Annotated in this window: 16 protein-coding genes; 6 read left to right on the top strand and 10 right to left on the bottom strand. The window is 68.0% G+C overall.

Translation table 11 applies throughout. The features are described from left to right. Positions 1 to 72: 72 nt before the first annotated feature. Positions 73 to 891, bottom strand: a complete 819-nt coding sequence (locus JOF56_RS15885; protein ID WP_209638526.1) for a GGDEF domain-containing protein — start codon at positions 889 to 891, stop codon at positions 73 to 75. 202 nt (positions 892 to 1,093) lie between these two features. On the opposite strand from JOF56_RS15885, the gene JOF56_RS15880 reads away from it, so the two are divergent. From JOF56_RS15880 to JOF56_RS15870, 3 genes are all read left to right on the top strand, one after another. Continuing rightward, on the top strand, positions 1,094 to 3,388 hold the full coding sequence (locus JOF56_RS15880) for a sigma-70 family RNA polymerase sigma factor (RefSeq protein ID WP_209638524.1): 2,295 nt from the start codon (positions 1,094 to 1,096) through the stop codon (positions 3,386 to 3,388). Positions 3,389 to 3,522: 134 nt separating this feature from the next. Next, positions 3,523 to 4,080 carry a GtrA family protein gene (locus tag JOF56_RS15875; RefSeq protein WP_209638522.1) on the top strand — a complete coding sequence of 186 codons (558 nt, stop codon included), beginning with the start codon at positions 3,523 to 3,525 and terminating at the stop codon, positions 4,078 to 4,080. A gap of 41 nt (positions 4,081 to 4,121) precedes the next feature. Beyond that, entirely contained in the window at positions 4,122 to 4,637 is a 516-nt protein-coding gene (locus JOF56_RS15870) for a GtrA family protein (protein ID WP_209638520.1), read from the top strand. Here JOF56_RS15870 and JOF56_RS15865 read toward each other — a convergent pair. Both JOF56_RS15865 and JOF56_RS15860 read right to left on the bottom strand, forming a co-directional pair. Then, complete coding sequence (locus tag JOF56_RS15865; protein ID WP_209638518.1) at positions 4,634 to 5,911, bottom strand: sensor histidine kinase; 1,278 nt, start codon at positions 5,909 to 5,911, stop codon at positions 4,634 to 4,636. The two genes, JOF56_RS15870 and JOF56_RS15865, sit on opposite strands and share 4 nt — an antisense overlap. A gap of 3 nt (positions 5,912 to 5,914) precedes the next feature. Continuing rightward, a complete protein-coding gene (locus tag JOF56_RS15860) occupies positions 5,915 to 6,592 on the bottom strand; it encodes a response regulator transcription factor (protein WP_209638516.1) in 678 nt (225 codons plus the stop codon). A gap of 33 nt (positions 6,593 to 6,625) precedes the next feature. On the opposite strand from JOF56_RS15860, the gene hisN reads away from it, so the two are divergent. Further along, positions 6,626 to 7,387, top strand: coding sequence for a histidinol-phosphatase (gene hisN / locus JOF56_RS15855; RefSeq protein WP_209638514.1), 762 nt, complete (start codon positions 6,626 to 6,628; stop codon positions 7,385 to 7,387). On the opposite strand, the gene JOF56_RS15850 is transcribed toward hisN, so the two are convergent. Continuing rightward, positions 7,377 to 8,003, bottom strand: coding sequence for a TetR/AcrR family transcriptional regulator (locus tag JOF56_RS15850; RefSeq protein WP_209638512.1), 627 nt, complete (start codon positions 8,001 to 8,003; stop codon positions 7,377 to 7,379). The two genes, hisN and JOF56_RS15850, sit on opposite strands and share 11 nt — an antisense overlap. 110 nt (positions 8,004 to 8,113) lie before the next feature. Between JOF56_RS15850 and JOF56_RS15845 the strand changes: the two genes are divergently transcribed. Both JOF56_RS15845 and JOF56_RS15840 read left to right on the top strand, forming a co-directional pair. Next, a complete protein-coding gene (locus JOF56_RS15845) occupies positions 8,114 to 9,148 on the top strand; it encodes a medium chain dehydrogenase/reductase family protein (protein ID WP_209638510.1) in 1,035 nt (344 codons plus the stop codon). 4 nt (positions 9,149 to 9,152) lie between these two features. Continuing rightward, a complete protein-coding gene (locus JOF56_RS15840; RefSeq protein ID WP_209638508.1) occupies positions 9,153 to 9,758 on the top strand; it encodes a TetR/AcrR family transcriptional regulator in 606 nt (201 codons plus the stop codon). 28 nt (positions 9,759 to 9,786) lie between these two features. Here JOF56_RS15840 and JOF56_RS15835 read toward each other — a convergent pair whose 3' ends face one another. From JOF56_RS15835 to JOF56_RS15810, 6 genes are all read right to left on the bottom strand, one after another. Further along, positions 9,787 to 10,065, bottom strand: coding sequence for a hypothetical protein (locus JOF56_RS15835; RefSeq protein WP_209638506.1), 279 nt, complete (start codon positions 10,063 to 10,065; stop codon positions 9,787 to 9,789). Further along, positions 10,055 to 12,034, bottom strand: coding sequence for a TNT domain-containing protein (locus JOF56_RS15830; protein ID WP_209638504.1), 1,980 nt, complete (start codon positions 12,032 to 12,034; stop codon positions 10,055 to 10,057). Before JOF56_RS15830 ends, JOF56_RS15835 begins: the two co-directional genes overlap by 11 nt. 1 nt (position 12,035) lies before the next feature. Further along, positions 12,036 to 12,347 carry a WXG100 family type VII secretion target gene (locus JOF56_RS15825; protein WP_209638502.1) on the bottom strand — a complete coding sequence of 104 codons (312 nt, stop codon included), beginning with the start codon at positions 12,345 to 12,347 and terminating at the stop codon, positions 12,036 to 12,038. Continuing rightward, entirely contained in the window at positions 12,344 to 12,784 is a 441-nt protein-coding gene (locus JOF56_RS15820; protein WP_209638500.1) for a YbaB/EbfC family nucleoid-associated protein, read from the bottom strand. The genes JOF56_RS15825 and JOF56_RS15820 overlap by 4 nt, the downstream gene beginning before the upstream one ends. Before the next feature lie 149 nt (positions 12,785 to 12,933). Next, entirely contained in the window at positions 12,934 to 13,866 is a 933-nt protein-coding gene (locus JOF56_RS15815; RefSeq protein WP_209638499.1) for a hydroxymethylglutaryl-CoA lyase, read from the bottom strand. Beyond that, positions 13,867 to 14,409: a PH domain-containing protein gene (locus tag JOF56_RS15810; RefSeq protein ID WP_209638497.1), complete on the bottom strand. Its 543-nt coding sequence runs from the start codon at positions 14,407 to 14,409 to the stop codon at positions 13,867 to 13,869. Positions 14,410 to 14,428 lie beyond the last annotated feature (19 nt).

Below are 14,428 nucleotides of genomic sequence, written 5' to 3'. Positions count from 1 at the left end.
GACGGCCTCCGGCAGGTGGTTTGCCAGACAATCGCGTGCCGACCCGCTCGAACGCGTTGAGCTGCGTTTTCCCTAGGCGCGACCGAGGGACTCGATGAGGTCGCACGCTTGTTCGTGGGTCGGCGGCAACCGGTGCAGGCGGACTTCGACCGGACCGAGCGTGTGCAACTGCGGGTCGACCGAGAGCCGCTTGGCGAGCGTCCACTGCGCCTCGGCGCTGCGTTTGGCCAGTTGAGGCTCTCGTTCGGTCAGCACGACGGCCACTGACGGGCCGAGCAGAGCAAGGCTTTCGCCGCCGTCGAAGACCTGCCGGAGCACGTCGGCGGCCAGCACCATGGCCATCAGCCGGGACCACCCGACCACGGCCGAAAGATCGATACTCACAGTGAGCAGAACATGGCCGACGGATTTCTGGTCGCGAGACGCCTGCCGGTAGATCTCGCCGAGCCGGGTACGCAGGTACGCGGCCGTGGACAGGCCGGTCAGGCTCTCGCGGACCTCGCTGCGGCAGATCTCGTTGGAAGAGACGTCCGCCCAGGCCAGCGCGGTCAGCCGGAGCAGACGGGCCGGCGTGGTGTCCGGGTTGGCGGCCAGCAGCCGTGGGTCGCTGAGCACCGCGTGCAGCGCCGCGACGTCCGTCAGCGTCTCGTCCAGGCCCGCCCCGGACACCGCCCGGGCCCGGCCCAGATCCGCCAACGGGTCCGCCAGGTCGGCCTTGACCAGCGCTGACGCACACACCGCGTCGACCTCGGGCAACGCCCAGTCGCTCGGGTAGCGCCAGCCGGCCGCGATACTCGCGGTCCGCCATCTGGCACGCAAAGACCGAAGGGCGGCCTCCGCGCCATCGGCGTCGCCACGGAATGACCGTGAACCCGCTTCGCGAAGCGCCACAGGTACCAGTTCCTCTCCGCCGTTCGAAAGATCCGGATGGGAAACGTCGCTGGGCCTCAGGTGTGACGCGATTTCAGCCGATTTGTCATACGGACGGGTTACCCGCTTACGCTCAGCTAGCAAACGCGTTGACCGGGGAGATGACTCCGTGATGTAGGTCCGTCACACTTGTCCGCATCACGGGCAGCGACGAGGGAGGCACGTGTCCACGGTTCCTGCTGAGGTGCACGGGCCGAGCGACGCCGAACTGATCGAATCGGTTCGCAACGGCACGGTCGCGGCTTACGGATCGCTTTACCAGCGACACGTCGGGGCCGCGTACAACCTCGCCCGCCAGCTGTCCCGTTCGCAGGCTGAAGCCGATGACCTGGTGTCCGAGGCGTTCGCGAAGGTGCTCGACACGTTGCGGGCCGGTCGCGGCCCGGACTCGGCGTTCCGCGCGTATCTGCTGACCGCCCTGCGGCACACCGCCTACGACAAGACGCGTCGCGACAAGAAGGTCGAGCTGTCCGAGGACGTCACCACGATCGCCGGCGCGGATACGGCTGTCCCGTTCTCCGATACAGCTGTTGCCGGGTTGGAGCGGTCGTTGGCCGCGCGTGCGTTCGCGCGTCTACCCGAGCGGTGGCAAGCCGTGCTGTGGCACACCGAGGTCGAAGGGCAGTCGCCCGCTGAGGTCGCGCCGCTCCTCGGCCTGACGCCCAACGGCGTGAGCGCGCTCGCCTACCGCGCGCGTGAAGGGCTTCGTCAGGCGTACCTGCAGGTGCACCTGGCTGAGTCGGACAACGAGCGTTGCCGCGCGACGGCCGAACGGCTTGGCGCGTGGACGCGTGGCGGACTGTCAAAGCGTGAGACCGCTCAGGTCGAGGCGCACCTCGACGAGTGCGAGCGTTGCCGGGTGCTGGCTGCGGAACTCGCCGACGTCAACAGCGGTCTGCGCGGGATCATCGCTCCCCTGGTGCTGGGTGTCGGTGCTCTGGGCTACCTGGCTACGACAACCGCCAAGGCAGGCAGTGCCGTTGTGGCCGGTGTCGCGGCGGGGAGCGCCACCGGCGCAGCAGGCGCCGCGTCTTCGTTGCCACGGCAGTTCATCGGTGTCGCGGCGTCTGCGACCGCGCTGGCCGCGGCGATCGCGATCGCGTTGACGTCGGGTGGTCAGCAGGAGCTCCCGATCGCGCAGCCCGCGCCCGCGCCCACCACACAGACGCAACGGCCGACCCTGCCGAACATCCCCCCGGTGCCCCCGGTGCCCCCGCCACCGGTGCCCCCGCCACCGCAGAACACTCCGACCCAGCCGTCGGCGACACCTGCACCGACACCTACGCCCACGCCGACCACCGCTGCCCCGAGTCCGTCCTCGCCGACGGTGACGACCCAGCCAACGTCACCAACAACGCCACCGCCCCCGCCGCCACGTCTCTCGGCGCCGACGATTCAGCCGATCACGGTGGTGCCAGGTACCAGCCCGGTCGACATGCCGATCACGGTCAGCAATACCGGCGGCAGCGTGTCCGAGCCCATTCTCGCGGCACTCAACCTGCCGGAAGGCGTGAGCGCGGTCGGGACCTCACGGTTCAGCACCGGTCCGATGCTCAGGTTGAACGCGGCCCCGCCCCCGTCATCGGTGCAATGCCCCGGCGGCACAGGCACCGTCGTGTGTACGAATGGCCGTGGCCTGGAGCCAGGCGAGTCCACGACGTTGCTGTTCCGGATCGACGCCACCGAGGACAGCCCCGGCGGCACCATCACCGGCTTCGTCAGCGCGGGCTCATCGTTGAGCGTGCCGATCTCGGTGAAGGTCGACGTGAAGCCGATCCCGAAGAAGGACGGCGTCTCGATCTACGCCTTCCGCGACTGGCTCGACTTCCCGGTCCCTGGCCGACATCACAAGGCTGGCATCGTGGCTATCGCCACGAACACGGGCGAGAGCACCAAGCAGGTGACGATCTCGTTCGACCAGCCCGTCGAACGCATATCGGCCTGGCCCGCCGCCTCCTGCACGCCAAACGGCGCGACAGCAAACTGTGTCACTCACGACAACCTGAAACCCGGCGACCGGTTCTACCTGCGTGTGAGTCTCTCCGACCCGAGCGGAGAGACCCGCAAGCCACAGGGCCAGTCCCGCAAGGTCCTGGTCACCGCCACGCTCGGCACCGCGAGCGCCCGCACAACCGTGAAGTTGCCCTGGTGGAGCTGGCCGGATCCGCCTCCCAAGCCGACCACCACCAAGCCGACGCCGACCAAACCGACTCGACCAACTGAGACAACGAGGCAGACAACTCCGACGTCGCCGACAACAGAGACAAAACCCGGGGACCCGACCAAGCCCACGGAACCGACGAAGGCGCCGCCTGAGGAGACGAAGCCGACCACGACTTCGACTCGCACGCAGCCGCCGCCTGAGCCGAGTGATTGCGACAGCTTGAGCGATGTCGAACGGTTGCTCGCCGTTCTGACCGGCCGGTGCCCGGCCTCCGAGGGGCCAGCCCCACGCTGAGCGCGGCTTGTGCGTGCTTCGTCCGGTTCTAATCGGACGAAGCACGCACATGGGGTCAGGCCCGTGTGTGTAGGCGCACAGTGATCGGGAGCTGCTGTCAAGCGGCCGAATGGCGATCAGTAGGGTCTGGCTCCATGGCCTTTGTGCAGACCGTTCTCGCGCGGATTCCCGAGCCTGTGCGCAGGATTGTGCTCAAGCACCGGGAGCTGCTGAGATTCGTCGTGGTCGGCGCGGTCTGCTTTGCCGTGACCAACGTTGTGAACTACACGTTGAAACTCACGATCCTGAATGCGAACCCGGTCACGGCTTTGGCTGTGGCGGTCATCATTGCCACGATCGTGTCCTACATCCTTAACCGTGAGTGGTCGTTTCACACTCGCGGCGGGCGCGAGCGCCACCATGAGGCCGCGCTCTTCTTCCTGATCAGCGGGATCGGCGTCGGGCTGAACTCGCTGCCGCTGGGAATCTCCCGCTATGTCCTGGACCTCAAGGTTCCGAATGTGAGCCTCGTCACTCAGGAGATCGCCGACTTTCTCAGTGGCATGATCCTCGGCACGCTGCTCGCGATGGTGTTCCGCTGGTGGGCCTTTAAGAAGTGGGTTTTCCCCGAGGCCAACGCCCGTACGGGCGAGGCGCGTGCGGCCCGTCGGTTGCGTGCTGTGCGTGACGATGAGGAACAGCGCGCTGCGTAGCGTGTCAAGTGCTGCGGCATTTCCGTCCGTAGACTGCGGAAGTGTCGATAGTCGAGAGCGTGCTGGCCCAAGTGCCAGAACCGTTGCGTTCTGTGCTTATCCGGCACCGCGAACTGCTGAAGTTCGCGATCGTCGGCGGTACCACGTTTGTCATCGACAACGGCATCTGGTTCTTTCTCAAGCTGACTGTTCTGGAGAGCAAGCCGATCACGGCCAAGGCGATCGCCGTCATCATCGCCACGATCGTGTCCTACATCCTCAACCGTGAGTGGTCGTTCCGGACTCGGGGCGGGCGCGAGCGTCATCACGAAGCCGCGCTGTTCTTCCTGATCAGCGGTGGTGGTGTGGCCATCAACCTGGTGCCGCCGTACGTCTCGCGTTATGTGCTGGACCTTGAGGTGCCGCACGTGGAGCGCTGGGTGCAGGAGGTCGCCGACTTCATGTCCGGGTCGGTGATCGGCATGCTGCTGGCGATGTTCTTCCGGTTCTGGGGATTCCGGCGCTGGGTGTTCCCCGAGGCGAACGCGCGGCCCCGGATCGTGCGCGACGACTCCTAGCGCGGCGACCGTTCGGCGGGCCAACGCACGCCGCGCACATCGTCAACGCGCGGCACAGGTAGGAAGATCGTGAACGTGGCAGGGCGCGAGACCGACAGTTCCAGCCGTCCGCCGTCAGACTCGACGAGCGCCCTAGCCAATGCGAGCCCGACGCCTGTCGACCCGACTCCGGAAACACCGCGGTCGAAGATGTGCGCGACGAGCTCGTCAGGGACACCGTTGCCACCGTCTGACACCTCGATCGCGACGGTCGCGTCACCGCCCCGCACGGCCAACGACACCGGTCCTGCACCATGCCGTAGCGCGTTGTCCAACAGCACGCCTATGGCTTCCCGTAGCCGTGCTGTCGTCGCCTTGGCCAATGGACGGCCGTGTACGCGTAGGCGCAACGCACGTCCCTTGGAACGCAACGGCTCTCGCCACTCGCCCACAATCGCCGGGAGCGCCGCCGCGAGGTCCAACGGCTCCGCGTCGGTTGCACGCGCCTCACGGGCTGCGGCAAGCAGCTCGCTGAGGACGTCACCGAGTCGTTCAGCCTGTTCCAGAGCCGCCATGGCATCGGTTCTGTTCTCGTCGTCAGTCGTGTGCGTCAAGGCTTCGAGCCGCAACTGCAGCGCTGTCAACCGGCTACGCAGCTGGTGCGAGACATCTCCGACCAGATCGCGTTCCCGCTGTACGAGCTCCGCCAGCGCACCTGCGGAGGTGTCCAGGGCCTCGGCGACACGGTCTAGCTCAGCTACCCCGTAGCGCCGCGAATCGGGCCGGAAGTCGCCTGCGCCCAGGCGTCCCGCACGGTTGGCGACGTGCCCGAGTGGCTGCGCCAACCGTCTTGCCGTCACGATTGCGACGCCCGTCGCGATGGCGATCGTGAGCACGATGACGAGCACGACAAGCCCGGCGACCTGCGTCTGCCGGGCGCGGGTGGGCGCCGCAGGGATCTGCACGGTCACGGTTCCCTGGCGCAGGATCTCGATCTGCTCGGCGAGATAGTCCTGGCCAGGGTCCGGGCCGAATATCTCGGGCGGCTGGTCCGGGCGCGTGACGATCAGCCGCCCTTTCGGCGGCACCACCGACTCGACGTCGGTGATCGTCGGCTCCCGGTTGTTGGCCAGGTCGTCGTCCAGCTTCAGCCCGATCTGCTGGACCCGGGTCCGCAGATCCTCCGTGGTCAGGGTCTCCACCAGCTCCAACGCCGTGTAGCCGAGCGGGATGCCCAGCGCACAGGTGGTCACCGCGACAGCCAGCAGGATCGCCAGCAGTATCCGTCTGCGCATGTCCTAGTCGGAGTTGAATCGGAAGCCCACGCCACGGACCGTGGCGATGCGCCGTTCCGCGGCGCGCGGGCCGAGGTCGCCGAGTTTGCGGCGCAGCCAGGACATGTGCATGTCCAGCGTCTTGCTGGTCTTGCGTTCCGGCGTGTCGTCCCACACCTCGGCGAGGATCTCCTCGCGGGTGACGACCTGGCCGGCTCGCTGGATCAGCACGCGCAGCAGCTCGAACTCCTTGTTGGCCAAGGTGATCTCCTGGCCGTCCACGGTCACCACGCGGGCGGCGAGGTCCATCTTCACGCCGTTGACCTCGACCGCGCCGGGCGCCTGGCGCCGCATCAGGGCCCGGATCCGGGCCAGCAGTTCGGCCAGCCGGAACGGCTTGGCCACGTAGTCGTCCGCGCCGGCGTCCAGGCCGACGACGAAGTCGACCTCGTCGGCCCGGGCGGTCAGCATCAGCACCGGCAGCCCGCGCCCGGACGAGCGCAACCTGCGGCAGACCTCCAGGCCGTCCATTCCGGGCAGGCCCAGGTCCAGCACGAGCAGGTCGGCACGACCCGCGTCGGCGAATTCCAACGCACTCAGCCCGTCGGTGACGACCTCTACCGCGTAGCCCTCACGCTGCAGAGCGCGTGACAACGGGTCTGCGATCGCCGAGTCGTCCTCGGCCAGCAGCACCACACTCACGGTGACCACTGTAGGCCTGGCAACATCAGGTAGGTGTCATCCGACCTTGAGTTCGCACTGCGTCTTGCCGACGCGGCGGACGCCATCACCTCCGCCCGGTTCCGTTCGCTGGACCTGAAGGTCAGCCGCAAGCCCGACCGCACCCCCGTGACCGACGCGGACACCGCGGTCGAGGACGCGATCCGTGCCCTGCTCAAGGAGTCTTTTCCGGATGACGCGGTGGCCGGCGAGGAGCGCGGCGGGACCGTGGGCGCGGGCCGGACATGGGTGCTGGATCCGATCGACGGCACCAAGAATTTTCTGCGCGGAGTACCCGCTTGGGCGACATTGATCGCACTTGTCACAGACGGCAAGCCCGTCGTGGGTGTGGTGAGCGCGCCCGCTCTCGGCAAGCGTTGGTGGGCGGCTGCCGGATATGGGGCTTTCACTGACGACGGACGCAAGCTGAGCGTGTCCGATGTGTCCAGTTTGGACGACGCATATCTGTCCACAACACACTTGGGCTCCTGGGTGGAGTACCACTCACGGGAGGCCTATCTGCGGCTCGTGGACGCCTGCTGGGAGAACCGCGCGTTCGGCGACTTCTGGCAGCACTGCCTGGTGGCCGAAGGCGTGATCGACATCGCCGCCGAGGCCATCGTGAACCCGTGGGACGTGGCGCCGCTGCAGGTGCTCGTCGAGGAAGCAGGCGGCCGTTTCACCGATTTGTCCGGCGTTGCCACGTTCGAGGGCGGCTCGGCGTTGTCCACCAACGGACATCTACACGACGCGGCCCTCAGCAAGCTCAGTCGTTGAGGTGAGCCAGCGCGCTGATCATGCGCTCGGCGATGTCTTCCGGCCACGGGAACGCACGGGTCACGGCGCGCTGGTGAGCCAGTCCGTGCAGGCCCAGCCAGAGTGCGACAGCGTCGCTGAAGAGGTCGGTGCTGGTGGCCCGGCCGGCTTTGACGCAGTCGCCGAGGGCGCCGGAAAGGATCTGCAGTGACTCGGTGCCCAGCGCGATCAGATCCTCCGCGGTGATCGAACTTTCGCCCAGAGCCGGCATCCACAGGCCGCCGAACATGGTGCGGTAGCGCTCGGGATGGTTCTGAGCCAGCTCCAGGTAGGCGTGACACACCGCGAGCAGACGCTGCCGCGGGTCGTCGCCGCCGGTTTCCGCGGCGGCACGCAGACCCGCTGAGAGCCGGTCGAACTCCTGGCGCACGACGGCGAGCATGATCGCCGGCTGGTCGGGAAAGTGCGGGTAGATCGAGGGGGCGGCGATTCCGATCCGGCGAGCGACCGATCGCAGCGTGATCGCACGTTCGTCGCCTTGTTCGTCGAGCAGTTCCACGGCGGCGGCGATGATCTCCTCGCGGAGCTTGCCTCCCTCACCACGGCGGTTGCGCCTGCGCACTCCTGTGTTCTCCACGCCGTAACCATACACCGCGAAGTTTATGGCTGTAACCTCTTGTGGGCCGACGACTAACGACTGTAGGTTTACATCTGTAAGCAAACGAGCGAAGCCTTAAGGAGTACGTTGTGACCAGCGCAGCCACCGAGATCGTCCTGCCAGGCACTGTCGAGCCGGACGGCTTGGAGATCCGCACCCGCGAGTTGCCGGCCCCCGCCGCCGGGCAGGTTGTGCTCAGGATGGACGCGACCGGCGTCTCGTTCGCCGAGCAGCAGATGCGCCGGGGCAAGTACTACGACCAGCCGCCGTTCCCGTTCGTGCCGGGCTACGACGTGGTCGGCACGGTCGTCGCCACCGGGCCGGGCGTGGATTCGGCGCTGGCCGGACGCAGGTTCGCCGCAGTCATCAAGGTCGGTGGGTGGGCCAGCCATCTGCTGGTCGAGGCCGCGGATCTGGTTGCGGTGCCGGACAACGTGGACGCGGCCGCCGCGGAGACCGTGGCCGTCAACGGCGTCACCGCGTGGCAGATGTTGCACCGCAAGGCCAAAGTCCGTGCCGGTGGCACGATCGTGGTGCTGGGTGCCAACGGCGGTGTCGGGTCCACGCTCGTGCAACTGGCCCGGCACGCCGGGATCAGGGTGATCGGCACAGCCTCGGCGCGCCACCACGAGTCGGTGCGCGCCATGGGCGCGATCCCGGTCGACTACCGCGACCCGGACATGTACGAGCAGATCCGCAAGCTCGCCCCCGAAGGCGTGGACGCGGTGTTCGACCACGTCGGCGGCCCCGGTCTGACGCAGTCGTGGCGGCTGCTGCGCCGCGGCGGCACGCTGGTCCAGTACGGCTCCGCGGCGACGAAAAACGAGGAGGGCAACTCGAAACTGCCCGTGCTCAAGCTTTTCGCGCAGCTGATGACGTGGAACTCCCTACCCAACGGCAAAAGCGCGTACTTCTACAACTTCTGGGCGGGCAAGCGCCTCAGCCGGACGGCCTTCCGCGCCCGGCTGAGCGAGGACCTCACCCAGGTCCTGAAGCTGGTCGACGATGGCGTCATCACTCCGCAGATCGCCGCCCGGATTCCGCTCACCGACGCCGCTTCCGCGCTGACGCTGGCCGAATCCCGGACCGTCCTGGGCAAGGTCGTCATCGTCGCCACGCCGTGACGTCATGGGCCACCTGCGCAACCGCCGGGGCGAAGGCGTCCGCCTGCGGGCCGATGTCCTGGCGGCGGCGACCGGCCTGCTCGACCAGGGTGGCGAACGCGCCGTGACCCTGCGAGCCGTGGCCCGCGAGGCCGGGATCGCGGCCCCCTCGATCTACCCGCACTTTCCTTGCCAGCAGGCCATTCTGCGTGCGGTGGTCCACGCGGCCTTCGCCGAACTGACCGACCATCTCGAGGCAGCGGTGATCGCCGCGGGCGAGGACACCGCGCAGCGCCTGTACGCCGCCTGCCACGCGTACCTCGATTTCGCCGCCGCGCACCCTCAGCGCTACCGCACCATGTTCAGCCTGGCCGGACAGCGCGATCTCGACGTTCCCATCCTGCAGCTGTTCGCCGATGTCCTCACCGACTGCGCCGCCGCCGGCCGTTCGGCAAGCACCGATCCTGCCACCGACGCCGTCGCGCTGTGGCTGGGCCTGCACGGCCTGGCGCACCAGCGATCGGTGATCCACACCTTCTTCTGGTCAGCCGAAATCGTGCCGCGCCTCGTGACCGCGCTGGCACTCGTCAACCAGCTTCCGGCACGCCCGTCGCCCCAGCCTCTGCCCTGATCGCGGGCATCTCACTTTTCTTCGGTGTCTAATCGGCTTTCAGAATCCCGACTGCTCCACGTGCGACCTGGGCCCAGGTGAGCCGGCCGAACAGGTAATGGCAAGCGACCTGTTCGTTGGTGAACCGGGCCCAGTCGTATCGGTTGCCCTGCTCACGCCAGAAGACCTCCCAGGCGATAGTGCCGTTCTCGTCCGGGTCGTCGGCACGGATCAGGCACCAGGCGTTGTCGGCCTCGGTGCCGACCGACACCAGCTCCGGCGGGATGCCTACCGCGCCGAGCCAGCCGGTGATCGACTCAGCTTTCATCTCTCTCCTCAGCAAGGTAGCCAAGCGCGACCAGGTCGAGCGCCGGGTGAACCGTCCGCAATCGCACGCCACCACCGGATTGACCGAACCACGCGGCGGAAATCCCGCGCCACACGGGAAGCGGCTTCAGTACGCGGTACCGGCGGTACTCGGCGTTCACATGCGACGGCGGCAGGCTCCGTTGTGTGAAAGTGGTGTCCACGGCGGCGAAAACGCGGCCTTCGGGCGTGCCGAACCGGTCGATGACCGTGCCCGGCTCCAGGACTTCCGGTTCACCTGGGGCCGTCACGCCTTCGGGGAAGAGTTCGCTTGGCGGCCAGGCGTATTCGGTGTCGAGCGTGTCCCGGCCGGTGCCCGCGCGCACGACGAACCGGCGATCCCAGTCGCGTTCGTTCTGCCCGGCAAGGGGATCGTGCCCCTCGGCCAGCTCATGTTCTTGCGGCGGACCGGTTTCCACAGCGTCGCCGCCATCGAGCGCCCACGCCAGAGCTTCGGCGTCGTCGATCAGATCAGCCTGAGGGTGATCGTTGGGCTCGAACCGCATCCCGGCCGCGTAGTCGAATTCGGGACTGGGCGGCGGAAGCTGGCGGGACGGCCGGTCCGCGGCGATCGGCATGTGCCCGATCGGGAACATCCGAACCAGCCAGATCGCGATGACCGTGTCGCGCTCCTGATACCTGCCGCCGGCGGCATCCGGTTGCTGCACCGCCATTCCCGCCACCGCCGCGGGCATCTGCCGGGCCGGCTCGACGGGCATCACAACCGGCGCCGGGCCACGCTGCACCGCCGGCCCCGCCGCGAGCGGCTGCTGTCCCGGGATCGGTTGCCCCGCAACAGGAGGAGGAACGGCTGCGGCCGGTGGCGGAGGCGTCGGGCCACCACCCACGAACGGCCCGCCACTGGCGGGCGGAGGTGGCGCGACCGGCTGGTTGACCGGTGGCGGGCTTTGCTGCACAGGGGGCGGTGGAGCGTCTAGGACTGCCGCTGCGGAAGCGGCTTGCACAACGTGGTCCGGCCGCGGGATGCCCGCAGGTGGTGTGGGTGCGTCCGCAGGGAGGATGTGCGGCCTGTCCTGCGCTGGAATCGGCCCAGTCGCGGGATCTACCGCATGATGATCGATCACGCCGCCGGCCGGAGGCATCATGTGGCCGCCGCCGTCCGGGACAGGACCCGGCATGCCGGCATGGCCGCCACCGACCATGTCGACAGCCCCGGGCACCACACCGCCATGGCTGCTGGGACCACCCGTCATGGCGTCCACCACACCAGGAAGAACACCTGGCCGCTGGCCATGATCGCCCGGCCCCACGACACCGTCGACGACCGGCTGAACCACACCGGGCAACAAGCCCTTGCCGTGCTCACCGGGCCCTGGATGGCTGGGCACCGCGCCATCACCGGGCAGCAACCCTGTGCTGTGTTGCCCTGGGTTGGGGTTGACGATGGGCTGGACCGCGTCGACAGTCGCACCGGAGATGGGCTGGACCGCGGTGACCAATGTGGAGTGGACGTTCGCGACGTTGGCGGCGGTGCCTTTGATCGCGGTGTCGAGGCCGAGCAGGGCGGTCGGGTGGCCGGAGGCGGCGGCGTGCTCGGCGACGTCCTTGTTCTTGGCCAGCGGGACCAGGTTCTGCACGATGGCCAGTTTGGCGTCGGCGACCTGGATGGCGGCGTGGTCGAGCTGGTCGGCGGCCTTGGTGCAGCCGCGGGCCATCGAGGTCAGTTTGCCGGTGTCCGGCTGGACGTAGGTTCCCCAGTGTTTTCTTGCCGCGTCGGCGCTTTCGCCTTCGGTGGTACCAAGCGCGGAGCGGGCGGTCGTGTCCGCGTCGCTGATCAGAGCGGTGATCTTCGCGCCGGTCTGCCGCCAGGCCTGCGCGGTCTCGCGCATTTTGTCCTCGTCGGCCTCGGGCCATTTGACGCCGGTCTGCGCCGCCACGTCGGCGAGTTCCGCAGGCAACTCGATGCCCATGTCAGACCGCCCCAAGATCTCTCGACGCGCCCGTATCGACGTCCCGGTAGGCGGCGGCCATCGTGGTCAGCCGGTCGCCCATGTCGCCGAGCTGGCCGGACGCCGCGTCGATGTTCCTGCGCGTCTCCTGCGACGGCCCGGAGTAGACGGCCGCGAAACTCTGGCCGACGTCGTCGGTCCCCCACGGGCTGCCGAGCTCGTCCAGCGTGCGGCTCAACTCCCCCGCGAGGGCCGCGGCCCGTTCCGCCAGGCCGCCGAAGTCACCGGCATGCTGGGCGAGCCGTTCGTGATCGGTCAGAAAGCCGTCCTTCACACCCGCCCCCTCGGGTTGTCCAGCCAGCTGACGTCTTCGAAGCTGTCGTCCTCCGAGCGATGCCGCCCCGGCGGCGCGACCTCCGCCGCGGTCAGGTCAGCACGCCCGCCAAGCAACGCGGCCGGATCCGTCTGCACGGGAAGCAACGGACTGACAGTCCGATTGGCCGTCTCAGACGCCTTGGTGGTCGCCGTCGCGACCGTCTGGACGATGAGCTTGCCCAGATCTGACGGCCGATATCGGAGATACGCCTGATCCGAGATGGTCAACCCGGTCAGTGTGCCGTGCGCGCCGACAGTCGCGGTCACGGTGCCGTCCGAGCTGGTCACCGTCTCGCTGATGGCCGCGAGTGTCTGCTGCATCGACGCAAGCTGCTCACGGCTGCGCCGGTAATCGGCAAGGAGTTCCTCGACCTGCGCCCGATGGTCGGTAGCCACGGCCACCTCCGCTTCGCCCTCACACTGCCCCGTCACGCGTTGGACGTGGCAGGTCCCGTCCCGGTTCCAGCGGTTTGCGGATCCGTACGTCCCGAGATTAGAGAGCGCGAAGCAAGGCGGCGAACCGATCAACAGGGAAGGTGCGCAGGTCACCCTTGATCAAACACGGCCTGCACGACGCGGGACGGGCTCGGGCGGCCCAGTTTGCCTGCCATCCAGGCACTGGTGGCGACCAGCTTGGTCAGGTCGACGCCGTGTGACAGGCCCAGTCCGTCCAGCATCCAGACCAGGTCCTCGGTCGCCAGGTTGCCCGTCGCCGACTCGGCGTACGGGCAGCCTCCGAGGCCGCCGGCTGACGAGTCCACTGTGGAGACGCCGCACTGCAGGGCGGCCAGCGTGTTCGCCAGGGCCTGACCGTATGTGTCGTGGAAGTGCACAGCCAGGGCGTCCGGCGAGGAGAACCCCGCGATCAGCGCCTCGACCTGGCCTGGCGTGGCCACACCGATCGTGTCGCCGAGGGACAACTGCGAGCAGCCCATGTCCAGCAGGCGCTGACCTGCGGAAACGACCTGTTTGAGAGCAACCGGGCCTTCCCAGGGGTCGCCGAAGCACATCGAGAGGTACCCACGGACCTCCAGGCCCGCCTCGCGCGCCCGCGTCACCACCGGGTCGAACATCTCGAACTGACTGTCGAGCGTCCGGTTCAGATTGCGCTGCGCAAACGTTTCCGTCGCGCTGGCGAAGATCGCGATGTGCGAGACGCCCGCTTCCAGCGCCCGGTCCAGACCCCGGTCGTTGGGCACCAGGACCGGGTACCGGACTCCGTCCCGTTTGGACAGACCGGCCAGCAGCTGCGCCGCGTCCGCCAGCTGGGGCACCCACTTCGGGTGCACGAAACTGGTCGCTTCGATGGTTCGCAGGCCCGCTTGGCCAAGCCGGTCGATGAACTCCAGCTTCACGCCGACGTCCACGACCGACTTCTCGTTCTGCAGCCCGTCGCGCGGGCCGACCTCCCAGATCGTGATCTCGGCCGGGAGCTCGGTGCGCGACGGGACCTTGTCCGGCAGGCCCGCGGCGGCCATTCAGCTGCCCTGCACCGGCGGCTGCTGCTGATAGCGCTGCTGTGCTTTGAAGTCGTCGTCCGGGTTGTCGTTGATCTCCCGGTACAGCAACGAGTGCACCTTCTCCACCTGCGGGATGTCGTCGAACTCCAGCGGCTCGTCGGACGCCGACTCGATGATCAGCGTGCCGCAGCCGACGATCCGGTCGATCAGGCCGTGCTCGAAGCGCACACTGTTGATCCGCGACAGCGGGATGTCGATCCCGGTCCGGTTGATCAGGCCTTCCCGCGCCATCACCCGGTCGGTGGTGACGATGAAGTGCGTGGTGCGCCACCGCACGAACGGCACGAGGAACAGCCACACGATCAGGACCAGCGCCACGACACCGATCGCGATCATCGCGACCATGCTCCACGACAGGTCCTGTGCCAGGATCGTCAGCCAGATGCCGACACCGAGCGTGACTACCAGCACGATGTACGGCAGCAGCAGCATCTTCCAATGCGGGTGCTTGTGGATCACGACACGCTCGCCGTCGCTGAGCAGGTCGTCTGGATAGGCCACGGTGTCCTCCCGTACCTGG

It is taken from the genome of Kibdelosporangium banguiense (assembly GCF_017876405.1).
GTDB classification, from domain to species: domain Bacteria; phylum Actinomycetota; class Actinomycetes; order Mycobacteriales; family Pseudonocardiaceae; genus Kibdelosporangium; species Kibdelosporangium banguiense.
Note: the sequence above shows the minus strand (reverse complement) of the source record. Positions and strands in the feature narration are given on the sequence as shown.

Coding starts and splice junctions, on each gene's coding strand:
- JOF56_RS15815 (WP_209638499.1), bottom strand. CDS start 13,866: ATGGCCGCCGCGGGCCTGCCGGACAAGGTCCCGTCGCGCACCGAGCTC.
- JOF56_RS15840 (WP_209638508.1), top strand. CDS start 9,153: ATGGGCCACCTGCGCAACCGCCGGGGCGAAGGCGTCCGCCTGCGGGCC.
- JOF56_RS15865 (WP_209638518.1), bottom strand. CDS start 5,911: ATGCGCAGACGGATACTGCTGGCGATCCTGCTGGCTGTCGCGGTGACC.
- JOF56_RS15835 (WP_209638506.1), bottom strand. CDS start 10,065: ATGAAAGCTGAGTCGATCACCGGCTGGCTCGGCGCGGTAGGCATCCCG.
- JOF56_RS15830 (WP_209638504.1), bottom strand. CDS start 12,034: ATGGGCATCGAGTTGCCTGCGGAACTCGCCGACGTGGCGGCGCAGACC.
- JOF56_RS15875 (WP_209638522.1), top strand. CDS start 3,523: ATGGCCTTTGTGCAGACCGTTCTCGCGCGGATTCCCGAGCCTGTGCGC.